24 protein-coding genes are annotated in these 21,958 nt (G+C 31.4%); 20 read left to right on the top strand and 4 right to left on the bottom strand.

Annotated features, from left to right (window positions below; translation table 11 throughout):
• Positions 1-30: 30 nt before the first annotated feature.
• The 3 genes from OLM52_RS02260 (at position 31) to OLM52_RS02270 (ending at position 2,487) form a co-directional block, all read left to right on the top strand.
• The gene (locus OLM52_RS02260) at positions 31-357 is read left to right on the top strand and encodes a hypothetical protein (RefSeq protein WP_264549528.1); all 327 of its coding nucleotides are present in this window, start codon (positions 31-33) and stop codon (positions 355-357) included.
• Positions 358-473: 116 nt separating this feature from the next.
• Complete coding sequence (gene pafA, locus OLM52_RS02265) at positions 474-2,084, top strand: alkaline phosphatase PafA (protein ID WP_264549529.1); 1,611 nt, start codon at positions 474-476, stop codon at positions 2,082-2,084.
• A gap of 19 nt (positions 2,085-2,103) precedes the next feature.
• Positions 2,104-2,487, top strand: coding sequence for a hypothetical protein (locus OLM52_RS02270; protein ID WP_264549530.1), 384 nt, complete (start codon positions 2,104-2,106; stop codon positions 2,485-2,487).
• Positions 2,488-2,529: 42 nt separating this feature from the next.
• Here the strand turns inward: OLM52_RS02270 and lysA are convergent, their stop codons facing one another.
• Positions 2,530-3,735: a diaminopimelate decarboxylase gene (lysA, locus tag OLM52_RS02275; protein WP_264549531.1), complete on the bottom strand. Its 1,206-nt coding sequence runs from the start codon at positions 3,733-3,735 to the stop codon at positions 2,530-2,532.
• Positions 3,736-3,971: 236 nt separating this feature from the next.
• Between lysA and sucC the strand changes: the two genes are divergently transcribed.
• The 5 genes from sucC (at position 3,972) to priA (ending at position 10,240) form a co-directional block, all read left to right on the top strand.
• Positions 3,972-5,165 (top strand): ADP-forming succinate--CoA ligase subunit beta, encoded by a 1,194-nt coding sequence (gene sucC, locus OLM52_RS02280; RefSeq protein WP_264549532.1) that lies wholly within the window; start codon positions 3,972-3,974, stop codon positions 5,163-5,165.
• Between the two features lie 122 nt (positions 5,166-5,287).
• A complete protein-coding gene (nadC, locus tag OLM52_RS02285) occupies positions 5,288-6,145 on the top strand; it encodes a carboxylating nicotinate-nucleotide diphosphorylase (RefSeq protein WP_264549533.1) in 858 nt (285 codons plus the stop codon).
• A gap of 3 nt (positions 6,146-6,148) precedes the next feature.
• A complete protein-coding gene (locus tag OLM52_RS02290; protein ID WP_264549534.1) occupies positions 6,149-7,072 on the top strand; it encodes a YihY/virulence factor BrkB family protein in 924 nt (307 codons plus the stop codon).
• A gap of 21 nt (positions 7,073-7,093) precedes the next feature.
• A complete protein-coding gene (locus OLM52_RS02295; RefSeq protein WP_264549535.1) occupies positions 7,094-7,657 on the top strand; it encodes a chalcone isomerase family protein in 564 nt (187 codons plus the stop codon).
• A gap of 132 nt (positions 7,658-7,789) precedes the next feature.
• A complete protein-coding gene (gene priA, locus OLM52_RS02300) occupies positions 7,790-10,240 on the top strand; it encodes a primosomal protein N' (protein ID WP_264549536.1) in 2,451 nt (816 codons plus the stop codon).
• Here the strand turns inward: priA and OLM52_RS02305 are convergent.
• The gene (locus OLM52_RS02305; RefSeq protein WP_264549537.1) at positions 10,237-10,932 is read right to left on the bottom strand and encodes a LytR/AlgR family response regulator transcription factor; all 696 of its coding nucleotides are present in this window, start codon (positions 10,930-10,932) and stop codon (positions 10,237-10,239) included. The two genes, priA and OLM52_RS02305, sit on opposite strands and share 4 nt — an antisense overlap.
• A 150-nt stretch (positions 10,933-11,082) precedes the next feature.
• Between OLM52_RS02305 and rpsF the strand changes: the two genes are divergently transcribed.
• The 6 genes from rpsF to OLM52_RS02335 all read left to right on the top strand — a co-directional run bounded on the left by rpsF (position 11,083) and on the right by OLM52_RS02335 (position 15,495).
• Positions 11,083-11,424, top strand: a complete 342-nt coding sequence (gene rpsF, locus OLM52_RS02310; RefSeq protein WP_166235845.1) for a 30S ribosomal protein S6 — start codon at positions 11,083-11,085, stop codon at positions 11,422-11,424.
• Between the two features lie 2 nt (positions 11,425-11,426).
• Positions 11,427-11,723: a 30S ribosomal protein S18 gene (rpsR, locus tag OLM52_RS02315; protein WP_008253655.1), complete on the top strand. Its 297-nt coding sequence runs from the start codon at positions 11,427-11,429 to the stop codon at positions 11,721-11,723.
• A gap of 63 nt (positions 11,724-11,786) precedes the next feature.
• Positions 11,787-12,230, top strand: a complete 444-nt coding sequence (rplI, locus tag OLM52_RS02320) for a 50S ribosomal protein L9 (protein WP_264549538.1) — start codon at positions 11,787-11,789, stop codon at positions 12,228-12,230.
• Positions 12,231-12,303: 73 nt separating this feature from the next.
• Complete coding sequence (locus OLM52_RS02325) at positions 12,304-12,777, top strand: DUF6495 family protein (protein ID WP_264549539.1); 474 nt, start codon at positions 12,304-12,306, stop codon at positions 12,775-12,777.
• A 2-nt stretch (positions 12,778-12,779) separates the two neighbouring features.
• Positions 12,780-14,771: an NAD-dependent DNA ligase LigA gene (gene ligA / locus OLM52_RS02330; RefSeq protein ID WP_264549540.1), complete on the top strand. Its 1,992-nt coding sequence runs from the start codon at positions 12,780-12,782 to the stop codon at positions 14,769-14,771.
• A complete protein-coding gene (locus tag OLM52_RS02335; protein WP_264549541.1) occupies positions 14,764-15,495 on the top strand; it encodes a hypothetical protein in 732 nt (243 codons plus the stop codon). The genes ligA and OLM52_RS02335 overlap by 8 nt, the downstream gene beginning before the upstream one ends.
• On the opposite strand, the gene OLM52_RS02340 is transcribed toward OLM52_RS02335, so the two are convergent.
• Both OLM52_RS02340 and OLM52_RS02345 read right to left on the bottom strand, forming a co-directional pair.
• Complete coding sequence (locus tag OLM52_RS02340) at positions 15,485-16,399, bottom strand: bifunctional metallophosphatase/5'-nucleotidase (RefSeq protein WP_264549542.1); 915 nt, start codon at positions 16,397-16,399, stop codon at positions 15,485-15,487. The two genes, OLM52_RS02335 and OLM52_RS02340, sit on opposite strands and share 11 nt — an antisense overlap.
• A 15-nt stretch (positions 16,400-16,414) precedes the next feature.
• On the bottom strand, positions 16,415-17,200 hold the full coding sequence (locus OLM52_RS02345; RefSeq protein WP_319800216.1) for a 5'-nucleotidase: 786 nt from the start codon (positions 17,198-17,200) through the stop codon (positions 16,415-16,417).
• A 45-nt stretch (positions 17,201-17,245) separates the two neighbouring features.
• Here OLM52_RS02345 and OLM52_RS02350 point away from each other — a divergent pair, with 45 nt between their 5' ends.
• The 6 genes from OLM52_RS02350 to OLM52_RS02375 all read left to right on the top strand — a co-directional run bounded on the left by OLM52_RS02350 (position 17,246) and on the right by OLM52_RS02375 (position 21,958).
• Positions 17,246-17,764, top strand: a complete 519-nt coding sequence (locus tag OLM52_RS02350; protein ID WP_264549543.1) for a DUF6913 domain-containing protein — start codon at positions 17,246-17,248, stop codon at positions 17,762-17,764.
• A 2-nt stretch (positions 17,765-17,766) separates the two neighbouring features.
• The gene (gene dapA, locus OLM52_RS02355; protein WP_264549544.1) at positions 17,767-18,645 is read left to right on the top strand and encodes a 4-hydroxy-tetrahydrodipicolinate synthase; all 879 of its coding nucleotides are present in this window, start codon (positions 17,767-17,769) and stop codon (positions 18,643-18,645) included.
• Positions 18,646-18,741: 96 nt separating this feature from the next.
• A complete protein-coding gene (locus OLM52_RS02360; protein WP_264549545.1) occupies positions 18,742-19,536 on the top strand; it encodes an outer membrane protein assembly factor BamD in 795 nt (264 codons plus the stop codon).
• Positions 19,537-19,545: 9 nt separating this feature from the next.
• Positions 19,546-19,860: a DNA-directed RNA polymerase subunit omega gene (locus tag OLM52_RS02365; protein ID WP_264549546.1), complete on the top strand. Its 315-nt coding sequence runs from the start codon at positions 19,546-19,548 to the stop codon at positions 19,858-19,860.
• 6 nt (positions 19,861-19,866) lie between these two features.
• Positions 19,867-21,078: a bifunctional phosphopantothenoylcysteine decarboxylase/phosphopantothenate--cysteine ligase CoaBC gene (gene coaBC, locus OLM52_RS02370; RefSeq protein ID WP_264549547.1), complete on the top strand. Its 1,212-nt coding sequence runs from the start codon at positions 19,867-19,869 to the stop codon at positions 21,076-21,078.
• Positions 21,068-21,958, top strand: coding sequence for a DUF4835 family protein (locus OLM52_RS02375; protein WP_264549548.1), 891 nt, complete (start codon positions 21,068-21,070; stop codon positions 21,956-21,958). The genes coaBC and OLM52_RS02375 overlap by 11 nt, the downstream gene beginning before the upstream one ends.

Genomic DNA, 21,958 nt, shown 5'->3' on the forward strand with positions numbered 1-21,958 from the left:
GCTCAGCAGTTTCGTTTTAAAACGACTCAAATGACGGTTTTAGAAAAAGACAACAAAAACAATTGGGGAAAATGGTCAACTCCTGAAAAAACAGAAATGTTTGTTACTTTAGACTATGATAAAGATAAAATTGTAATTTACTCAAGAGAAATTCAGCACTATACAATTGTTGAGTATTTTGATAAAGAAGTTACAAAAACAGATGAAATCAATTCGTATTTATGTAAAAATCAATTGGGAACACCTGTGAAAATTTCGTTTATGACAAGAATCGATCAAGGAAATAAACCACAATTGTATGTCTATTTTAAAGATTTTGTATTCTGTTATGATATTGTAGAGGAAGTAACAAAATAAAAATTCAGTTATACCATAAGAATGACTCTCAGTTGTATTCGCAATTCAGAGTCTTTTTGTTTTCTTAACATAGTTATTCTATCAAAAATGTACTTTTGTATAAATTTATTCAAAAAATGAAAAAAGCCTTACTTATAATTGTGTCGTTAATTGCAACAGCAAACTTTGCACAAGATAAACCAAAATTAGTTGTTGGAATTGTTGTTGACCAAATGAAAATGGAATACTTATACCGTTTCTCAAACGACTTTTCAGAAAATGGTTTTAAACGATTAATGAATCAAGGCTACACGTTTCATAACACGCATTACAATTACATGCCAACATACACGGCGCCAGGACACGCTTCAGTTTACACCGGAACTACGCCAGCGGTTCATGGAATTGTAGGTAACGAATGGTTCAATAAAGCTACTGGAAAAGAAATGTATTGTACCGATGACGAAACGGTTTCAACTATTGGAGACGATTCGGATAAAGAAGGAAAAATGTCACCAAGAAACTTGCAAAGTTCTACTATTACTGACGAATTAAAGCTTTCAACCAATTTCAAAGGAAAAGTGATTGGAATGAGTATTAAAGATAGAGGTGCAATTCTTCCTGCAGGACATTTTGCCGATTGGGCATTTTGGTACAGCAAAACCGGAGCTTTTATATCAAGTACCTATTACGGAGAAAAACTTCCAGATTGGGCAACGCAATTTAATGCTGAGAAAAATTATTTGAAATACGTAAACAAAGGTTGGGATTTGCTAAAACCAAAAGAAGCCTACAATGAAAGTTTAACCGATAATAATCCTTACGAAGGAAAATTGTATAAAAAAGCACCGTTTATGCCTTACAATTTGCAAGACATGTATGATGCAAATGACGCTGGAGTACTGCGTTCAACACCTTTCGGAAATAATTTATTAGCCGATTTTGCTAAAAAAGCCATTGAAAGTGAGAATTTAGGAAAAGACAATATCACCGATTTCTTAGCCGTAAGTTTCTCTTCCACAGATTACATTGGACACGTTTTAGGACCACGTTCAATTGAATTGCAAGATACGTATTTACGTTTGGACGAAACTATTGCTGATTTCTTAGCTTACTTAGATAAAACCGTTGGAAAAGGAAATTACTTGGTTTTCTTAACGGCAGATCATGCTGGAGCTGAAAATGTAACGTATTTAAAAGACAACAAGTACAAAGTGGATAACATCAATTATAAAAACATTCAAAAAGAGTTAAAGGAATTTTCTGAAACTACTTTTGGAGAAAATCTAGTATTAGATTACTCAAATTATAATGTGTTTATCGATAAAAATAAAGTCAAATCAAAAGGCTTAAACTTACAAGACGTAAAACAAAATTTTAAAGATTATTTGCAAAAACAAGACTACATCAAGCGTGTTTACACCGAAGAAGAAGTTGCCAATGCTAACGTAAGTGATTATTATTTAAACTTCGTTTCCAAAGGGTATGACCCAACACAAAACGGAGAATTAGTATTGATTTTCAAACCAGGTTATGTTGAATATTCTTCAACCGGAACAACCCACGGTTCGCCTTATTCTTATGATACCCATGTTCCATTAATTTTCTTTGGTTGGAACATTCAAAAAGGAGCAACCCATGATAGAAAAGAAATCACACAAATAGCACCAACTATCACTCAAATGCTAAAAATCACTATGCCAAATAGTTCAGATGGTAAGGTTTTGTTGGAAGTTTTGGATAAATAAATTTGATTACAGTGAGAAAATGAGATTTATTTTTTTGTTTATATTTTTTTGGAGTTGCAATACTAAAAAAAGTATTCCTAGTGAACCATTTTTTAGTGAAACTTATTGTCAAGGAGAGATTAATAGAGCAAAGGAAGATTATAAAAATGGAAAAAAAATATACATAATTATAGGATTAGTAGTAGCAGATGAATTTCAGATGTTTTACAAAGATTATATGTTGAATAAATATAATATTAGTGTTGAAGCAAACTGTAATCCAAATTTTAAGGAAGAATGTTATGCAAGTACTATGGAAAATGAAATTGAAAATGAGTTTGGTGAAAAATTTATAAGTAGAACATTAGTTGAAGCTAAAAAAAAATATAGAAAAATAAAAAAAAAGCATCAAACTAAAATTTGATGCTTTTTTATCTACGTAAAGTTGTGAAATCGGTGACAAAACTTACACTTCAATCATCACTTGATTTTTCAAAATATCATCAAACGTCTCGCGTTCTCTGATTAAATGTCCTTTTCCGTCTTTCCATAACACTTCTGCAGGTTTTAGTCGTGAGTTGTAGTTAGAAGCCATTGAAAAGCAATAGGCACCGGCATTTTTAAAACATAAAACATCATTCTCATGAATTTCAGTTAGTCTGATGTTACTGGCAAAAGTATCTGTTTCGCAAATGTAACCTACAACCGAGTAGTAACGCTCTTTTCCTTTTGGATTAGAAATATTTTCAATATGATGCTGTGCTCCATATAACATCGGACGAATTAAATGATTGAATCCCGAATCAATTCCAGCAAAAACAGTTGACGTAGTTTGTTTTACCACATTTACTTTTGCTAAGAAATAACCCGCTTCGCTTACCAAGAATTTTCCTGGTTCAAAAGCTAAAGTTAATGGACGACCATATTCTTTTTCGAAAGCTAAAAAGCGCTTTGTTAATTTCCTTCCAAATTCTTCTACATTTGTTTCAATATCACCTTTTTTGTAAGGCACTTTAAAACCGCTTCCAAAATCGATAAAATCTAATTTAGGAAAATGTTTTGCCGTTTGAAATAAGATTTCCGCAGCATATAAAAACACCTCTACGTCTAAAATATCAGAACCCGTATGCATGTGAATGCCGTTGATGTGCATTTTGGTGTTTTCAATAATTCTCAAAATATGTGGCAATTGATGAATCGAAATTCCAAATTTACTATCAATATGACCTACTGAAATATTTGCATTTCCACCTGCCATTACATGCGGATTAATTCGAATACAAACAGGAATTGTTGGGTGTTTTGTGCCAAATTGTTCTAAAATTGATAAATTATCGATGTTAATTTGTACACCTAAAGCCGCTACAGTTTCAATTTCTTCCATTGAAACACCGTTTGGTGTATAAATAATTTGGTTTGGTTCAAAACCTGCATGTAATCCCAATTGTACTTCTTGAATAGATACTGTATCTAAAGCCGAACCCAAACTTTTCAAGTATTTTAAAACCGAAATGTTTGACAATGCCTTAACAGCATAATGCACCTTAAAACGTTCAACTTTACTAAAAGCGCTTGTCAAACGTTGATATTGTGAGGCAATTTTTTCTGCATCATAAACATAAAGTGGACTTCCAAATTCTGTTGCTAATTGTTGTAATACTTCTGGTTTCATTATTTTTTTATTTGCTGCAAAAGTAATTCAATATTTATTTCTTACAATTTTTACAACATTAAATAACAAAATATAACAAAATGTTTAATTTGTAACATTGTATGGTTTTATTCTCATCTATTTTTTGTAATATATGTATACCAAATTCCCAAATTAAACCGAAAAAAGTTAGTCAGTTAAAAATTACTTTGTTATTTTTGTGGCACTTTTTAAAACAAGATAAACGCATAATAATTATGAACATACACGAATATCAAGGTAAAGAAATCTTAGCAAGTTATGGTGTACGCATACAACGTGGAATTGTAGCTAACAATCCAGTTGAAGCGGTTGCTGCTGCTAAACAATTAACTGCTGAAACAGGTACAAGTTGGTACGTAGTAAAGGCACAAATTCACGCAGGTGGTAGAGGAAAAGGTGGAGGAGTTAAGTTAGCTAAAAACTTAGACCAAGTTACTGAAATTTCTGAGCAAATCATCGGAATGCAGTTGATTACACCACAAACGCCACCAGAAGGAAAAACAGTACATAAAGTTTTAATTGCTGAAGACGTTTATTATCCTGGAGAAAGTGAAACATCAGAATTTTATGTTTCTGTTTTATTAAATAGAGCTACTGGTCGCAATATGATTATGTATTCTACTGAAGGTGGAATGGATATCGAAGAAGTGGCTGAACATACTCCACACTTAATTTTTACAGAAGAAATTGATCCTGCTGTAGGTTTACAAGGATTTCAAGCAAGAAGAATTGCTTTTAATTTAGGTCTTTCTGGAAATGCTTTCAAAGAAATGGTTAAATTTATTGATGCACTATACAATGCTTACATTGGTTCAGATGCTTCAATGTTTGAAATTAACCCAGTTCTTAAAACTTCAGATAACAAAATATTAGCAGTTGATGCTAAAGTAAATATCGACGATAACGCATTATACAGACAAACAAAATATGCTGAAATGCGCGACGTTAGAGAAGAAAATCCAATCGAAGTTGAAGCTAAAGAAGTAGGATTAAACTACGTAGATTTAGATGGAACTGTAGGTTGTATGGTAAACGGTGCTGGTTTAGCAATGGCTACTATGGATTTAATTAAATATGCAGGTTTTGAACCAGCTAACTTCTTAGACGTAGGTGGAACTGCTGACGCAAAACGTGTTGAAACAGCTTTCCGTATCATCTTAAAAGATCCTAACGTAAAAGCTATTTTGATTAATATTTTTGGAGGTATCGTTCGTTGTGACCGTGTGGCACAAGGTGTTGTTGATGCATACAAAAATATGGGTGACGCTATTAAAGTGCCAATCATCGTTCGTTTACAAGGAACAAATGCAGAAATTGCTAAAGAATTAATCGATAATTCAGGTATGCCAATTTTATCTGCAGTTCAATTCCAAGAAGCAGCTGATCAAGTAAAAGCAGCTTTGTCTTAATCGAATTTAAAATTCAATCATAACGAAACTCTCAGATTTTATCTGGGAGTTTTTTGTTTTTACGACTCTAAATTTTTAAAACAACAAAGGATTTCTTACATTAGCAATTCAATTAAATGATCATGATTTCAGAAGTGCAATTTCAAAAAGAATTAGATTTGATTATTACGAATGCCATTCGTGAAGATGTTGGAGATGGCGACCATAGTTCGTTGGCCTGTATTCCTGCTTCAGCACAAGGAAAAGCAAAGTTATTAGTTAAAGATGAGGGAATTATTGCTGGAGTAGAATTTGCCAAAATGATTTTCAACTATGTGGATAAAGAAATGAAAGTGGAAACTTTTATTAACGATGGTGAAAGAGTAAAATATGGCGACATTGTTTTTCATGTTTCGGGTAGCTCACAATCCATTTTGAAAGCAGAACGTTTGGTGTTGAATTCGATGCAACGAATGAGCGCCATCGCAACTAAAACCAAAATGTTTGTTGATTTATTAGAAGGAACGCAAACCAAAATATTAGATACGCGGAAAACCACTCCAGGAATTCGTGCCATCGAAAAATGGGCAGTAAAAATTGGTGGTGGTGAAAATCACCGTTTTGCTTTGTATGACATGATAATGTTGAAAGACAATCACAACGATTTTGCCGGAGGAATTCCGCAAGCAATTGCAAAAACAAAACAATATTTGATAGATAATAATAAAGATTTGAAAATCATTGTTGAAGCAAGGAATTTAAACGAAGTACAACAAATATTGAGTAGTGGAGGTGTTTACCGAATTCTATTGGATAATTTCGATTATGAAACGACTAAGAAAGCAGTTCAAATGATTGGAACACAATGTTTAACAGAATCATCAGGAAATATCAATGAAAAAACCATTCGCTATTATGCTGAATGTGGTGTAAATTATATTTCTTCAGGAGCATTAACACATTCGGTTTATAACATGGATTTAAGTTTAAAAGCACTATAATTAATGTCGGAAGAAATAGAAAATAAACTCAATAAAATTCCAGTTATCAAACAATTGGTAGTGTTTACTAAAGCAATAAAATTAAAAACTTTAGAAGGCTTATCGCTGTATGATATTTTGGAAATGTATGTTTTAGGAATCTTTAAAGGTGCTTTTTCATACAGAGCAAGTGCTATCGCATTTAGTTTTTTTATGGCATTATTTCCATTTGCCTTATTTATTTTGAATTTAATTCCTTTCATTCCATTAGAAAATTTTCAAGCCGATTTTTTAGAGTTTGTCGAAAATGGTGTTCCGCCAAATACGTATGATGCCATCGAAATGATTCTAAAAGATATTATGGGAACCAGTCACCAAGGATTGCTATCATCAGGGTTTATTTTGTCGATTTTATTGATGACGAACGGAATAAATGCTATTTTGGGCGGATTTGAAATGTCTGAACATATTACAATAACACGAGGTTTTTTTAGACAGTATTTTATTTCACTAGCGATTTCATTGATATTGTCTTTGATTTTAATTGTCACAGTGGCTGCTATTGTAATTGCAGAGGTAATGATTCAGAAAATCAATATACATGGTTATGTAGCAGATGTTTCAGTTATTGAATGGAGCCGATATGGATTTATTATTTTGATGATTTTAGTTACTACATCTGTACTCTATAAATTTGGTGCAAAAGAAACTTCAAAAATTTCTTTTATCAGTTATGGAGCCGTTTTTACGACAATTTTAATTATTCTATCTTCCTATATATTTGGGGTTTATGTAGAAAAATTTGCGCGCTATAATGAACTCTATGGCTCAATTGGTACGCTTCTTGTATTAATGTTTTACATCTGGATCAATTGCATGGTTTTACTTTTGGGTTTCGAACTAAATGCAACTATTTCAAAATTGAAAAGAAAAAATTTATATATTTAACAAAAATTAAAACAAATTATTATGAAATCAAAGATTATTACCCTGTTAATGGTTATTGCAACAACATTAACTGTAAATGCACAACAAACGGTTTCTGGTGTTAAAGTTGATGCTAAATTGTCTTTAGAAGGACAAAGTTTAGTTTTAAACGGAGCTGGAACTAGAGAAAAAATGTGGATAGATTTGTATGTAGGTTCTTTATATTTACCAAAAAAGAGTTCGAATGCAAAAGAAATCATGGATAGTAAAGAAGCTGGAGCGATAAAATTAAATATCATTTCAGGAATGATTACTTCTGATAAAATGATTTCTGCTATAAACGAAGGTTTTGAAAACTCAACGGGTAAAAAAACAGCACCTTTAAAAGCAAAAATTGATAAATTCAAAGGTTTCTTTAAAGAAGAAATTAAAAAAGGTGACGTATTTATTATTATGAACGTTCCAAACGAAGGTGTAGTAGTATTTAAAAACGGGGTTAAAAAAGGAACTATTGAAGGGCATGACTTCAAAAAAGCTTTATTCGGAATTTGGTTGTGTGATAAACCAGCTGATGCTGATCTAAAAGACGGAATGTTAGGTAAATAATTTTATTCCTAAAAATACACACAAAAGCGTTCTCTATTGAGGGCGCTTTTTTTATGAATAAGATCACCCATCATTATATATCTTTTTTCTATTTTCTTTTCTCTATTCTCTTTTTCAAACTATATTTGTTGTATGTTGTATTTTATCGAAGTTGTTTTGCCGTTAGCAGTTTCAAAAACCTTTACTTATCAGGTTTCTGAAGCTGAATTTAACTACATTCAAATTGGAATGCGAGTGGCTGTTCCGTTTGGTAAAACTAAAATTTATACCGCATTAGTTTTAGATAAAAACAATACCCCACCTCAATTATATGAAGCCAAAGAAATTCATCAAATTTTAGACGAAAAACCAGTTGTCAATTCGTTCCAAATAGAACATTGGAAATGGATTGCCTCCTATTATATGTGTTCGCTAGGAGAAGTATTTCGAAGTGCATTGCCTTCGGGTTATATATTGGAAAGCGAAACGATTATTTCGGCTAAAGAAAACCTTGAAATTGACGCAAGTGACTTAAAAGATGATGAATATTTGATTTTAGAAGCCTTAAAAAGCCAATCGTCAATTACAGTTCAAGATGTGATTAAAATTTTAGGAAAGAAAACGGTTTTTCCAATTATTAACAGACTATTAGCAAAAGGTGCTCTGGTGTTACAAGAAGAAATTTCGGAACAGTACAAACCGAAGTTAGTGCGCTATATTAAATTGCATGACGAATTTTTGCAACAAGATAAACTAGCCGAATTATTAGAAGTGTTGTCCAAAGCAAAGAAACAACGGGAGTTGGTTTTGCATTATTTTCAATTGCAGGCTCAGGATAAAAATCCAATTGCTGTAAAAAAATTAATTGAAACATCAGGAAGTTCTTCAGCCATTGTTAAATCGTTGGTAGATAAAACTATATTTGAGGAATATTATATCGCACAAGATAGAGTCGCTTTTACACAAGAAGAAAATAGCCATTTCAAGTTAAGTGAACCACAGCAAATAGCTTTTGATAGCATTCAAGCTAATTTTGAAAATTTTGATGTGAATTTATTGCAAGGTGTTACAGCTTCTGGAAAAACAGAAATTTACATCAAGCTTTTAGAACAATATGTACAACAAGATAAACAAGTTTTGTTTTTATTGCCCGAAATTGCTTTAACCACGCAATTAGTTCAACGATTAACGGCTTATTTTGGAAATGAAGTTGCTGTTTTTCATTCGAAATATTCTAATAACGAACGTATTGAAGTTTGGAATCAAGTGTTAGAAAATTCGCCAAAAGCGAAAGTGGTAATTGGTGTTCGAAGTGCTTTATTTTTACCATTTTCAAATTTAGGATGTATTATAGTTGACGAAGAACACGAGCAAACCTATAAACAACATGACCCAGCACCAAGATATCATGCAAGAGATGCGGCCATAGTTTTAGCAAAGCAACATAATGCAAAAGTGCTTTTAGGAAGTGCTACGCCAAGTTTAGAATCTTTTCATAATGTGCAATCAAAGAAATACGATTTAACTGAATTGAAAGTACGTTATGGAAATGTGGTTTTACCTGAAATCTTGCTTATAGATATAAAAGACAAGTATTTTAGAAAAAGAATGACCGGACATTTTTCAGATGAACTTCTGGAAGCAATTACAGAAACTTTGTCTAATGGTGAGCAAGTTATTTTATTTCAAAACCGCAGAGGATTTTCGCCTTATGTGGAATGTATGACGTGTGGTCATGTGCCACATTGTCCTAGTTGCGATGTGAGTTTGACCTATTACAAGTTCAAAAATCAATTGCGTTGTCATTATTGCGGCTATTCAATTGCAAAGCCTACGCATTGTCATAGTTGTCAATCGGTGGATTTAACTACGAAGGGTTTTGGAACTGAACAAATCGAAATGGAATTGAAAACGCTTTTTCCTGAGAAAAACATCGGAAGAATGGATCAAGACACTACTAGAGGCAAATTTGGTTTTGAAAAAATAATTGATTCGTTCAAAAATAGAGAAATAGATGTTTTGGTGGGAACTCAGATGCTTGCCAAAGGTTTGGATTTTGATAATGTTACCTTAGTAGGGATTTTAAATGCTGATAATTTATTGAATCAACCAAATTTTAGAGCTTATGAAAGAGCGTTTCAAATGATGACACAGGTTTCGGGTAGGGCAGGACGTTCTGAAAAAAAAGGAAAAGTATTGATTCAGACTTTTAATCCGTATCATAACACCATTCAGCAGGTTTTGAGTAATGATTATATGTCAATGTACAAGGAGCAAATTTATGAACGTCAGAATTTTAAATATCCTCCTTTCTTTCGTTTGATAAAACTGACTTTAAAACACCGTGATTTTGATAAGTTGAAAGAAGGTTCACTTTGGTTTTATAACGTATTGGTGCAAAGTTTACCTATTCCTGTTTTAGGTCCTGAAGAACCAGCAATTAATCGAATTCGTAATGAATACATAAGAACGATTATGGTAAAAATTCCTGTAAATTCAAATTTGGGACAAACTAAAACGATTATAAACAAAATGCGAAACAGTTTTGAAGCTATTCCGCAATATCGTTCTATTAAGGTTACTGTAAATGTAGATGTATATTAAGAATTTTCAATTGCTTTTACAATTTCTTCTTTCTTATTTCTGCTCAACGGAATTTTAGTAGTTCCAATTTCTGCAAACTTACTATTGAATTTTTCCACTCGATCTAAATTTATAATGTAAGATTTGTGTACACGAATAAATTTTCCTGAGGGAAGTTCTTTTTCAAAACCTTTCATGGTTGATAACACCAAGTGACTTTCATCATCTGTAACAACTTTGATATAATCACCGTAAGCTTCAATCCACTTAATTCTTGATAAATAAACTTTTAATTTCTTTAAATTACTTTTAATTACAATGCTTTCTCCTTGGTCTTCATGATTTTCATAACGAAGTGCATGCATTTCAGTTGCCTTTTTTACTGCTTTGTTAAAACGCTCTTTAGAGATTGGTTTTTGTAAAAAATCCGTAGCTTCATAATCAAAAGCTTTTACAGCATAATCTGCTTTTGATGTAATAAATATAATTTGAGGTTTGGTCTTTAGACCATCTAATAAGTCAAAACCATTAATAAGCGGCATTTCAATATCCAGAAATATCAAATCTATCGTATTGTTATTAATACAATTTTTAGCTTCTAGGGCATTAGCGAAATCACCAATTAAGTTCAATAATGTTGATTCGTTTACTAATTTTGTGATAGTTATTCTTTGTATAGCACTATCATCAACAACAATACAATTCAACTTCATGGGCATATAAATTTAATAAAGTTAAAAGTATAACAAATAATGTAACAAAACAAGTTTTTATATAGTAAAATTTTTATTTGATTAATGCTTGATTATTTGAATAAAATTACTATTTTTGCACCCAATTTTATAACAATAAATATAAAGATTATGAATCATTATGAAACTGTTTTCATCTTGAATCCCGTTTTATCTGAGCAACAGGTAAAGGAAACAGTAAGCAAGTTTGAAGATTTTCTTACTTCTAAAGGGTCTGAGATGGTATCGAAAGAAGATTGGGGCTTAAAAAAATTAGCTTACGAAATTCAACACAAGAAAAGTGGATTTTACCACTTATTCGAATTCAAAGCACCAGCTGAAATTATTATTGCATTTGAAACTGAATTCCGTCGTGATGAGCGTGTTATGCGTTTCTTAACAGTGTCTTTAGACAAACATGCAATTTCTTGGGCAGAGAGAAGAAGAGCAAAATTAAAATCTAAAACAAACTAATCATGTCTACATTAGAGCAATCTGCAAAAGGTAAAAAAGACGGAGATATTAGATATCTTACGCCTTTAAATATTGATACAAACAAAACTAAAAAATACTGTCGTTTCAAAAAATCAGGTATCAAATATATCGATTATAAAGACGCAGACTTTTTATTGAAATTTGTTAACGAGCAAGGTAAAATTTTACCAAGACGTTTAACAGGTACTTCATTAAAATACCAAAGAAAAGTTTCTGTAGCTGTTAAAAGAGCTCGTCACTTAGCTTTAATGCCATACGTGGCCGATTTATTAAAATAATATTTAACAAATAGTTGTTGCTTCGCCATTGGCGGGCTAACTTCTAATTAAAAGGACAACAACATGGAACTTATCTTAAAACAAGACGTTCAAAATTTAGGATTTAAAGATGATGTAGTAACTGTGAAAAACGGATACGGACGTAACTTCTTAATTCCTCAAGGTGCTGCTATTTTAGCTACTCCTTCTGCTAAAAAAGTTTTAGCTGAAAACCTTAAGCAAAAAGCACACAAAGAAGCTAAAATTGTAGACGACGCTAAGAAATTAGCTGAGGCTTTAAAAGCTTTAGATATCAAAATTACTGCTAAAGCAGGTGGTGATAAATTGTTTGGTTCAGTTACTAACGCTAACATTGTTGAAGCATTAGAAGCTAACGGTCACTCAATTGATAGAAAATTCATCACAAGTGGAGTAGTAAAACGTGTAGGTAAATATACTGCAAACGTAAGATTACACAGAGATGTTATCGTTGAATTACCTTACGAAATCGTAGGCGAAAAAGCATAATTTTTCTAAAAATATAAATTAGCTCCGAATTTTTCGGGGCTTTTTTTTTATCTTTACTTTATAAAATTACTAAATGAAGTACGCAAGATTAACCAAAGAGCAATTAGAAGAATTGCATCCCGAATTTATTACTTTTTTAGCCACACAATCGATAGATAAAAAGGAATGGGATGAAATCAAACAAAATAAACCACACATTGCCGAACAAGAGATTGATGTTTTTTCTGATATGATTTGGGAAAAAGCACTGACGAATGTCACGCACATTGATCATTTTTCTAAAAACTACATTTTTCTTTTTAAATGTATGCAAAATGCGGTTTTTTCTTTCGTAATTAAAACCAATAATCCACAAATTGATTTTGTTTCTGCCGATGGAATTCATTGGTTATCTGAAAATTTGTTTTCCGATGATGTAGAAATTACAAGAGGTAAAAAAGACTTGTCAGAAAACAGAAATGAATCGTTGTTTGAAATCATAAAGCAAGGTGGAATTATTAGCAAAGGAGAATTGTTTACCAAATTAGACAGCCTAATCAATCAGTAAATATGAACGTTTTAGATACTATTAAAAATTTAAGAGACGAATTAAATCAGCATAATTACAGCTATTATGTATTGGATAAACCCACAATTTCTGATTTTGAATTTGATCAAAAGCTAAAACAATTACAAGATTTAGAAGCGCAACATCCTGATTTTTTTGATGAAAATTCACCAACTCAACGAGTAGGAGGAATGGTGACCAAAAATTTTGAAACCATAAAACACGAATATCGCATGTATTCGTTGGATAATTCCTATTCAATCGAAGATTTGCAAGATTGGGAAACCCGAATTCAAAAGGTTTTAGGCGATGTTCCAATGGAATATACTTGCGAGTTAAAATACGATGGTGCTTCGATTAGTATCTCATATGAAAATGGTCGTTTAGTGCGTGCTGTAACGCGTGGCGATGGTTTTCAAGGCGATGATGTAACCAATAACATCAAAACCATTAAGGCTGTTCCTATTCATTTAAAAGGTGATTTTCCTGATAAATTTGACATTCGTGGCGAAATTATTCTTCCGTTTGCCGGATTTGAAAAAATGAATCAAGAATTAATTGAAATTGGTGAAACACCTTATTCAAACCCAAGAAATACCGCTTCAGGAAGTTTAAAGTTACAGGACAGTGCTGAAGTGGCAAAACGTCCTTTAGATTGTTTATTATACTTTGTGATTGGGAATAATTTACCATTTAAAACGCAATTTGAAGGCTTACAAAAAGCAAGAGATTGGGGATTTAAAGTACCAACACAATCTAAATTAGCAAAAAATCTTAATGAAGTTTTTGAATACATTAATTATTGGGACAAACACCGTCATGATTTGCCTTATGAAACAGATGGAGTAGTAATTAAAGTCAATAACTTGCAACATCAAGATGAATTAGGTTTTACTGCAAAATCGCCACGTTGGGCGATGGCATATAAGTTTAAAGCCGAACAAGTAACTACGAAATTAAACTCGATTTCATATCAAGTTGGGCGAACAGGTGCTATTACTCCAGTTGCGAATTTAGAACCCGTACAATTGGCGGGTACAATTGTAAAACGTGCGTCATTACACAATGCCGACCAAATTGAAAAGTTAGATATTAGAATTGGTGATGAAGTTTTTGTTGAAAAAGGTGGAGAAATTATTCCAAAGATTATCGCAGTTGCCAAAAGAGGAAATCAAATTGAGCCCACAAGATACATTACGCATTGTCCTGAATGTGAAACAGAATTAGTTAGAACTGAAGGAGAAGCCAATCATTTTTGTCCTAATTTTTACGGTTGTCCACCTCAGATTATAGGAAGAATTCAGCATTTTATTACCCGAAAAGCCATGGATATTGATGGTTTGGGTGGTGAAACGGTTGCTTTATTGTTTAATGCTGGTTTGATTACCAATTATGCGGATTTGTATGAACTGAAAAAAGAGCAAATCATTCCTTTAGAACGAATGGCTGAGAAATCTGCCGAAAATTTAATCAACGGAATTGAAAAATCAAAAACGATTCCTTTTGAACGTGTTTTGTATGCGTTAGGGATTCGTTATGTGGGTGAAACTGTTGCCAAAAAACTAGCCAAACATTACAAATCAATAGATTCGATTGCACAAGCCAGCATAATGGATTTGATTTTGGTAGATGAAATTGGAGATAAAATTGCACAAAGTGTGGTTCAATTTTTTGAAAATCAAGAAAATATAACTATCATTGACCGATTAAAGCAATATGGTGTTCAATTAGAATCGGGAGCAGACGATGTTTTACTCTCTGATAAGTTAAAAGGAAAAACCTTTGTGGTTTCTGGTGTTTTTGAAATTTATTCAAGAGACGAACTCAAAAAAGCAATAGAAGATAACGGTGGAAAAGTAGGAAGTTCTATTTCATCAAAAACAGATTTTGTGATTGCTGGAGATAATATGGGACCATCAAAACTAGAGAAAGCGAATCAATTAAAAATTACAATAATATCAGAAATAGATTTTAAAAATATGATAGATGGCTAATCTAAATTCGGCATTAGTATTTTACTTTGGAGCACTTATTTTGTACGTGCTTTCAATTTTTTTTGATAGCCCAAATTTAGAGTTATTCTCAAGACCAATTATTATTCCTTCGATCTATTATTTTTACTTTATTTCTGTTAAAGGCAGAATTAATTTATTGTTTTCAATTTCAATTTTATCTTTTTTTATTGGCGAAATTCTGTATTTAATTAGCGCTTCTGATTTTTTAATTCAGGGATTAATTTGTTTTGGAATACCTTATTTTATTGTTACTTATTTTTTGTGTCAAGACTTTTTGTACTATTTGAATAAAAAAAAATATGAGATAAACAGTATTTCATTTTACATCATAATATTACTCTTATTCTACTTATTATACAATGTGTTATCGTTTATTAATGAGTCTTCTCAATTGGAATTTAGTATTTATATAATTTATGGAATTTTATTGTTTGTGATGGGAATTTTGACTTTTCTAATCCAGTTTAATTTCAATAATAGAACCATTTTATATATGGTTTTAATGGTGTCAAGTTTTATTGTTTCAGATTTGTTTTTTATTTTTTCAACTAAAATGAAAGACGTAATTGCGTTAAAATTAATAAACGTTATTTCGCAACAATTGTCTTATTGTTTATTTGTTGGCTATTTTATTTATAGAACCCGATTTAAAATTTATGAAAAAAATAATTTTTTAAGAATCGAATCTGAGATTACACCATAATATTTTTACCACTATTTTTCACCGCTTTATCCTTAGAAAAATAAAAATCAATTTTACCTAAATTAATACCATAACATCCCACTTGATTGATTAAAACATCTTTGCCTTCGCTGTTTTTTTCAACCACAGGTTTGTCTAAAAAAGTATGTGTGTGGCCACCGATAATTAAATCAATATTTTTTGTTTTTTTAGCTAATTCCAAATCGGAAACTTTGTAAGGTTCGTTTTTATAGGAAAATCCTAAGTGAGAAAGACAAATAACCAAATCACATTTTTGTTCTTCTTTTAGAATTCTTGTCATATCTTGTGCCACTTCAATAGGGTGGTTGTAAACGGTTTCTTTGTATAGTTTTTTATCAACTAAGCCATCCAGTTCAACACCTAAGCCAAAAATTCCAATCTTGATTCCGTCTTTATTGAAAATCTTGTAAGGTTTTACAATATCGTTTAAAATCGTGTTTTTAAAATCGTAATTAGCAGATACAAATTCAAATTTTGCATGGGGTAATTGCGCATAAAAGCCATCAATTCCGTTATCAAAATCATGGTTTCCCATAGTGGCTAAATCATATTGCATCATGCTCATCAATTTGAATTCCAATTCACCACCATAGTAATTAAAGTAAGGTGTTCCTTGAAAAATATCGCCAGCATCTAACAACAATACATTTTCTTCCTCTTTTCTAATACTTTCAATTAAAGCCGCTCTTCGGGCAGCGCCACCCATATTGGCATTTCGGGGATGATCTGCTGGAAAAGGATCTATATGACTATGTACATCATTTGTGTGAAGAATTGTAATTTTTTTGGTTTCTGGTGAAATAATAGTACTAATTCCTATATTACTTAACCCTAATACTACAGAGCTTGCAGCGGTTTTTTGGATAAAATCTCTTCTTTTCATGTTTTTAGGATTAAGTTATTCTAAAATAATTTTTTCATCAGTAATTACAGGTAATGTATCTGCTTTTTTGAAATAGTCAATCAGCATATTTCGCAACTTGTAATCCATATCAAATTTCAGGTCACTTTCCTTGAAAAAAGTCATATTATCACCGCCATTTGAAAGATAATCAGATGTTGCAACATAATATATTTTATCGTCTTCAACAGGTTTTCCGTTGATTTCAATTCGGTTAACATTCAAATTATCTTTATTTACAAAAATTTTGATTCCATAAAGAGGGTGTGGCTTTTTTTCGGTCATTAAATAAGTAGCCATTTCTTTGACCTTACTACCTTTTAATCCTACAACAATCAGGCTATTTTCAAAAGGCATCACTTCAAAAGCAGTCCGAGTAGTTACATTTCCTTGTGGAATAATGGAGCGAATACCACCATGATTTAAAAGGCATATATCGATGGATTTATTTTCTCTTTTTTGAAAAATTGGATTGCCAAAATCAAAAACAACTTGCGCTAATAAATTACCAATAGTGGTTTGCCATTTACCTTTACTTTTATCTAACGTTTCAGGAGAATATGCTAAAACATTATCTAAATCTTTCTTGATGTGTTCCCGATAGGGAGCAATATAGCTTTCGATTTGAGTGTTTTCTCCTTTTTCGGCAGTTACTCCAATTTTCTTACCTTCAACTTTATAATTATAATATTCATTAGTTTTACACGAAAAGAAGCAACTAAATGTTAATAATATAACAAAATAACGAAAAGATATCGTATTCTTTTTTACATTTACCATCATAATAAAAGACTTAATTTATAATTTTGTCCGAGATGTAAAAATACTATGTTTTATAAGATTTTAAAGAATTTTTTTCTAAAAAAAAACGTTACTAAAAGGTTACAAAATCAGCAGCCCATTTTAGAACAGCAAAAAATAGAAACAATTGGATTGCTAGTTGATGAAACTTATTTTTCAAAGACAGCGAGCTTGGTAGAAGCTATTTTAAGTCAAGGTTTTAGAAAAGAGCAAATTACAATTTTAGTTTATAAAGATAAAATCAAATCAAAAGAAGTGATTAGCGAACCTTTCTTGTCGTTAAAAAACATTTCGCTTTCTGGAGAAATTAACAAGGCAGAAGTGGTCGACTTTTTAGAAAAACCATTTGACTTGTTGATCAACTATTATGACGTAAATAAATATGGAATTTTACTTTTATCTATTAAATCTAAGGCAAATTTTAAGGTAGGATTTGATACCGTGGATAAAAGAGTAAATCATTTTATTATCAAAGAATTAGTTGATAACTACAAAGAATTTACATCGGAATTATTCAAATATTTAAAAATTTTAAACAAAATATAAAAATGCAATCATTTATAGGAACTGGTGTTGCACTTGTTACGCCATTTAAAAAAGATTTTTCGGTTGATGTTGAGGCCTTAACAAGAATTGTAAATCATGTAATTGATGGAGGAGTTGAATATCTTGTGGTTTTAGGAACCACTGCAGAAACGGCAACACTTTCTCAAGATGAAAAGGAATTAGTAATTGATACAATTGTTAAAGCTAATGAAGGAAGATTGCCTTTGGTTTTAGGTGTTGGTGGAAATAACACCATGAAAGTTGTTGAAGAATTAAAAACTAGAAATTTTTCTAATTTTTCTGCAATTTTATCGGTTTCTCCTTACTATAATAAACCTACACAAGAGGGTATTTATCAGCATTTTAAAGCGGTTGCCGAAGCATCTCCAATTCCCGTAATTGTGTATAATGTTCCCGGAAGAACGGCAAGCAATATGTTGCCATCAACCGTAATTAGATTAGCAAATGATTTTAAAAACATCATCGGAATTAAAGAAGCTGCTGGCGATATTGTTCAAGCAATGAAATTAATTCAAAATAAACCAGAAGGGTTTTTAGTAATTTCTGGGGATGATATGATTACTTTACCAATGGTTTTAGCGGGTGGAGCAGGAGTAATTTCTGTAATTGGCGAAGGTTTTCCAAAAGAATTTTCAGAAATGGTGCGTTTAGGTTTACAGCGAAAGGTTGACGAAGCTTATAAATTGCACTATCTTTTAGCAGACAGTATTGATATGATTTTCGAACAAGGAAATCCAGGAGGAATTAAAGAAGTGTTTAAATCATTAGGCTTATCAGAAAATACAATGCGATTACCTTTAGTAAATGTAAATGAAGATTTAGCTTTAAGATTGCATAATTTCACCAAAAAATTAAGTTAAAAAAAAGATTTTTATAGTAAGTAAATTATATCTAAATTTGCAGTTGCTTTTTAGGTATCGGTTTATTGGGTATTTAAAAAGTTAAAAGTAGAAAAAATGAATAAAATTTTTAGTTTCCTTCTTGTTTCAATTTTGTTGGCATCTTGCAGTCAATATCAAAAAGCTTTAAAGTCTGATGATGTAGCTGTAAAAAGTGAAGCCGCAAATCAAATGTATGAAACAGGAAAATACATAAAAGCAATACGTTTGTATGAGCAAATAGCTCCGGCATACAAAGGTAAGCCAAGTGCAGAGCGTATGTTTTTCTTGTATTCTAATTCGTTATATAAATCTGAACAATACTATTTAGCGGGGTATCAATTTGAAAATTTTGTAGCGACTTATCCAAAAAGTGAAAAAAGAGAAGAAGCAGCGTTTTTAGCGGCAGAATGTTTTTACAGATTGTCACCAATTTATAGTTTAGACCAAGTTGATACTCAAAAAGCGTTGGATAAATTACAACGTTTTATTGATATATATCCAAATTCTCAATACTTAGAAAAAGCAAATGTTTATGTTAAAGAGTTAAGAGAAAAACAAGAAAAGAAAGCGTTTGAAATTGCAAAGCAATACAATACAATTTCTGATTTTAAAGGCGCGTTGAAAGCTTTTGATAATTTTATTGCGGATTACCCAGGAACGCCTTTTAAAGAACAAGCATTATATTATAGATTAGATTCGGCATACAAATTAGCAATCAATAGTATTGAGTCTAAGAAACAAGAACGTTTAGCTTATGCTAAATCTACTCACAGCAGTTTGATGAAATTCAACAGTGCAACAGAGTACAAAGAAAAAGCTGATGAAATGTTAGCTGAAATCGAAAAAGAATTACAACAATTTTCTAAATAAAACTAAATCATGGATTTAAAGAAAACAAATGCTCCTGTAAACACTGTTACTTACAATAAAAGTAAATTAGAAGAGCCTACTGGAAACATTTATGAAGCGATAACTATCATGGCTAAACGCGCTAATCAAATTAATACCGAAATTAAAAAGGAATTAATTGAGAAATTAGAAGAATTTGCTACATACAACGATAGTTTAGAAGAAGTTTTTGAAAACAAAGAGCAAATTGAAGTTTCAAAATTCTATGAAAAATTACCAAAACCTCACGCTTTAGCAGTACAAGAGTGGGAAGAAGGTAAAATCTACTACAGAGACTCTAAATAATTCAATATGTCTGTTTTAAGCGGTAAAAAAATCTTGCTAGGTATATCTGGTGGTATAGCTGCTTACAAAACAGCCAATTTGGTTAGACTTTTTATAAAAGCAGGTGCACAAGTACAAGTTGTAATGTCGCCTGCTTCTTTGCATTTTGTTACACCACTAACTTTAGCAACACTTTCTAAAAAGCCGGTGTATTCTACTTTTTATAATGAAGAAGAAAGTACTGGGGAATGGAATAATCACGTAGAATTAGGGCTTTGGGCAGATTTAATGCTAATAGCACCTGCAACTGCTAATACATTATCTAAAATGGCAAATGGCAATTGTGATAATTTACTTATTGCTACCTATTTATCCGCCAAATGTCCTGTTTATTTTGCGCCAGCAATGGATTTGGATATGTACAAACATCCTTCAACTTTAGATAGTTTTCACAAGCTTAAATCATTTGGAAACATTATTATTCCTGCCGAAACTGGTGAGTTAGCAAGTGGTTTATCTGGAGAAGGTAGAATGGCGGAACCAGAAAACATTATTGCCTTTTTAGAAAATGATGTTTTAGAAAAATTACCTTTAAAAGGGAAAAAAATATTAGTCACCGCAGGTCCTACTTATGAAGCAATTGATCCTGTGCGATTTATTGGGAATCATTCTTCTGGTAAAATGGGATTTGATATAGCTAATCAAGCAGCTAATAAAGGGGCAGAAGTAATCCTAATTTCTGGACCAACTCACTTTAAAATAGACAATCCCCTAATTAACCTTGTAAGAGTTACTTCTGCACAGGAAATGTATGATGCATGCCATACGTATTATGATAAAGTTGATGTTGCAATAGCAGCTGCAGCAGTTGCCGATTATAAACCTAAAAATGTTGCCCATCAGAAAATAAAAAAGAATGATGCAACGTTTACTATAGAGTTAGCAAAAACAAAAGACATCTTAGCCTCGCTAGGAACAATCAAGAAAAATCAGTTTTTAATTGGATTTGCATTGGAAACAGAAAATGAAATTGAACATGCAAAGCTTAAAATTCAGAAAAAAAACTTAGATTTGATAGTTTTAAATTCATTAAATGATGAAGGTGCTGGTTTTGGAAAATCGACCAACAAAGTTACTTTTATTGATAAAAATTTTCAAATTGAACCAATGGATTTAAAATCAAAAGAAGCAGTTGCTTTAGATATTATTAATAAAATCATCCAACATTATGATGCGTAATCTATTTTTACTTTTAGTCTTTTTATATACTAATGTTGCTCTTTCTCAAGAGTTACGTGCAACGGTATCAGTAAATTACAATCAAGTAAATAACGGAAATCCGCAGTTATTCAAAAATTTAGAAAAACAAGTTACCGAATTTTTGAATAATACTAAATGGACAGAAAACGAAGTAAAAGATATAGAAAAAATAGATTGCAATTTTTTTATAAATGTTACTTCTTATGGTTCAAATAATTTTGAAGCTACATTGCAAGTGCAAGCATCTAGACCTGTTTTTAATTCAACCATGTCAAGTCCAATTTTAAATATAAATGACAAAAATTTTGTTTTTCGATTTATTGAATTTGAAAATATGATTTATGATGCTAATAATTTTACCTCAAATTTAGTATCGGTTTTGGCTTTTTATTCTAATTTAATTATCGGTATTGAAATGGATTCATTTTCAAAACTCGGAGGAACAGATTATTTAGAAGTAGCGGCTAATATTGTAAATGTTGCTCAATCTAGTGGTTTTAAAGGTTGGAGTCAAGCAGAAAGTGGAAATAATAATAGAAATTTTTTAATTTCAGATATGCTTTCTAATACATTTGAACCCTTTAGAACAGCAATGTATGTGTACCACAGAGAAGGTATGGATAAAATGTCGGAAAATGTTTTAAAAGGAAAAGAAGGGGTTGCTAAATCATTAGAACTACTTTCCGAAATTCAAAAAATAAGACCAAATTCATTGATTACAAGAACATTTTTTGATATTAAATCAGATGAAATTGTTTCTATTTTTTCTGGCGGACCAAAAATGAATGTATCACAACTTGTAGAAACATTAAATAAGATTTCGCCTTTAAATTCTCAAAAATGGAATAAAATAAGATAA

This window comes from Flavobacterium sp. N2820, assembly GCF_025947285.1.
Lineage (GTDB): Bacteria > Bacteroidota > Bacteroidia > Flavobacteriales > Flavobacteriaceae > Flavobacterium.

What these genes read in the sequence shown, in the direction of transcription:
- OLM52_RS02260 (WP_264549528.1), top strand. Translation starts at nt 31, where the DNA reads ATGACGGTTTTAGAAAAAGACAACAAAAACAATTGGGGAAAATGGTCA.
- pafA (WP_264549529.1), top strand. Translation starts at nt 474, where the DNA reads ATGAAAAAAGCCTTACTTATAATTGTGTCGTTAATTGCAACAGCAAAC.
- OLM52_RS02270 (WP_264549530.1), top strand. Translation starts at nt 2,104, where the DNA reads ATGAGATTTATTTTTTTGTTTATATTTTTTTGGAGTTGCAATACTAAA.
- lysA (WP_264549531.1), bottom strand. Translation starts at nt 3,735, where the DNA reads ATGAAACCAGAAGTATTACAACAATTAGCAACAGAATTTGGAAGTCCA.
- sucC (WP_264549532.1), top strand. Translation starts at nt 3,972, where the DNA reads ATGAACATACACGAATATCAAGGTAAAGAAATCTTAGCAAGTTATGGT.
- nadC (WP_264549533.1), top strand. Translation starts at nt 5,288, where the DNA reads ATGATTTCAGAAGTGCAATTTCAAAAAGAATTAGATTTGATTATTACG.
- OLM52_RS02290 (WP_264549534.1), top strand. Translation starts at nt 6,149, where the DNA reads ATGTCGGAAGAAATAGAAAATAAACTCAATAAAATTCCAGTTATCAAA.
- OLM52_RS02295 (WP_264549535.1), top strand. Translation starts at nt 7,094, where the DNA reads ATGAAATCAAAGATTATTACCCTGTTAATGGTTATTGCAACAACATTA.
- priA (WP_264549536.1), top strand. Translation starts at nt 7,790, where the DNA reads ATGTTGTATTTTATCGAAGTTGTTTTGCCGTTAGCAGTTTCAAAAACC.
- OLM52_RS02305 (WP_264549537.1), bottom strand. Translation starts at nt 10,932, where the DNA reads ATGAAGTTGAATTGTATTGTTGTTGATGATAGTGCTATACAAAGAATA.
- rpsF (WP_166235845.1), top strand. Translation starts at nt 11,083, where the DNA reads ATGAATCATTATGAAACTGTTTTCATCTTGAATCCCGTTTTATCTGAG.
- rpsR (WP_008253655.1), top strand. Translation starts at nt 11,427, where the DNA reads ATGTCTACATTAGAGCAATCTGCAAAAGGTAAAAAAGACGGAGATATT.
- rplI (WP_264549538.1), top strand. Translation starts at nt 11,787, where the DNA reads ATGGAACTTATCTTAAAACAAGACGTTCAAAATTTAGGATTTAAAGAT.
- OLM52_RS02325 (WP_264549539.1), top strand. Translation starts at nt 12,304, where the DNA reads ATGAAGTACGCAAGATTAACCAAAGAGCAATTAGAAGAATTGCATCCC.
- ligA (WP_264549540.1), top strand. Translation starts at nt 12,780, where the DNA reads ATGAACGTTTTAGATACTATTAAAAATTTAAGAGACGAATTAAATCAG.
- OLM52_RS02335 (WP_264549541.1), top strand. Translation starts at nt 14,764, where the DNA reads ATGGCTAATCTAAATTCGGCATTAGTATTTTACTTTGGAGCACTTATT.
- OLM52_RS02340 (WP_264549542.1), bottom strand. Translation starts at nt 16,399, where the DNA reads ATGAAAAGAAGAGATTTTATCCAAAAAACCGCTGCAAGCTCTGTAGTA.
- OLM52_RS02345 (WP_319800216.1), bottom strand. Translation starts at nt 17,200, where the DNA reads ATGATGGTAAATGTAAAAAAGAATACGATATCTTTTCGTTATTTTGTT.
- OLM52_RS02350 (WP_264549543.1), top strand. Translation starts at nt 17,246, where the DNA reads ATGTTTTATAAGATTTTAAAGAATTTTTTTCTAAAAAAAAACGTTACT.
- dapA (WP_264549544.1), top strand. Translation starts at nt 17,767, where the DNA reads ATGCAATCATTTATAGGAACTGGTGTTGCACTTGTTACGCCATTTAAA.
- OLM52_RS02360 (WP_264549545.1), top strand. Translation starts at nt 18,742, where the DNA reads ATGAATAAAATTTTTAGTTTCCTTCTTGTTTCAATTTTGTTGGCATCT.
- OLM52_RS02365 (WP_264549546.1), top strand. Translation starts at nt 19,546, where the DNA reads ATGGATTTAAAGAAAACAAATGCTCCTGTAAACACTGTTACTTACAAT.
- coaBC (WP_264549547.1), top strand. Translation starts at nt 19,867, where the DNA reads ATGTCTGTTTTAAGCGGTAAAAAAATCTTGCTAGGTATATCTGGTGGT.
- OLM52_RS02375 (WP_264549548.1), top strand. Translation starts at nt 21,068, where the DNA reads ATGATGCGTAATCTATTTTTACTTTTAGTCTTTTTATATACTAATGTT.